Here is a 910-nt window from a genome sequence, read left to right as displayed (position 1 = left end):
GCGCCGAGGAGAGCTTCTTCGACCTCGGCGGCCACTCCCTGCTCGCCACCCGCCTGATCTCCCGGGTGCGGGCCGCGCTCGGCGTCGAGCTGGGGATCCGCGACCTCTTCCAGCACCCGACCGTCGCGGGCCTGGCCGGCGGCCTCGAGGGTGCCGGGCGCTCCCGGCCCGCCCTGACGGCTGCCGAGCGGCCCGACCCGCTGCCGCTCTCGCCCGCCCAGCACCGACTCTGGTTCCTCGACCGGATCGGCCAGGGCGCCGACTACAACAGCTCGTTGGCGCTCCGCCTGACCGGCCCGCTGGACCTGACCGCGCTGCGCGCGGCGCTGGCCGACCTGGTCGAGCGGCACGAGCCGCTGCGCACGGTCTTCCCCGAGGTCCAGGGCGAGCCCTGCCAGCGGATCCTCGCGCCGCAGGACGCGACCGGGGCACTGGAGGTGCTCGACTGCACCCCCGAGCGGCAGGAGCAGGCGCTGGCCACCCTGGCGGCGGCCGGCTTCGACCTCGCGACGCAGACCCCGCTGCGCGCCACGGCGCTGCGACTCGGTCCGCAGGAGCACGTGCTGGCGCTGGTGATCCACCACATCGCCACCGACGGCTGGTCCTGGGGCCTGCTGCTGCGCGACCTGGCGCAGGCGTACGCGGCCCGCTCCGCCGGCGAGCGGCCGATCTGGGCGCCGCTCGCGGTGAGTTACGCCGACTACACCCTCTGGCAGCGCGAGCTGCTGGCCGACTCCGGTGCCCAACTCGACTTCTGGACCCGGGAGCTGGCCGACCTGCCGGCCGAGCTGGCACTGCCCTTCGACCGGCCGCGCCCCGCCACGACGAGCAACGCCGGTGCCTACACGCACTTCTCGCTGGACGCCGAGTTGCACGAGCGGTTGGTGGCGGTGGCGCGCGAGCACGGCTG

Annotated in this window: 1 protein-coding gene; it reads left to right on the top strand. The window is 75.5% G+C overall.

From position 1 onward, the window contains the following. Window positions 1-910: condensation domain-containing protein (locus ABD323_RS41910; RefSeq protein ID WP_344447321.1), on the top strand; the 910-nt coding region annotated here is incomplete at both ends.

Source organism: Kitasatospora nipponensis, from assembly GCF_039528135.1.
GTDB lineage: Bacteria > Actinomycetota > Actinomycetes > Streptomycetales > Streptomycetaceae > Kitasatospora > Kitasatospora nipponensis.
The sequence above is the reverse complement of the archived record's forward strand: the minus strand, read 5'-3'. Positions and strand labels throughout refer to the sequence as shown.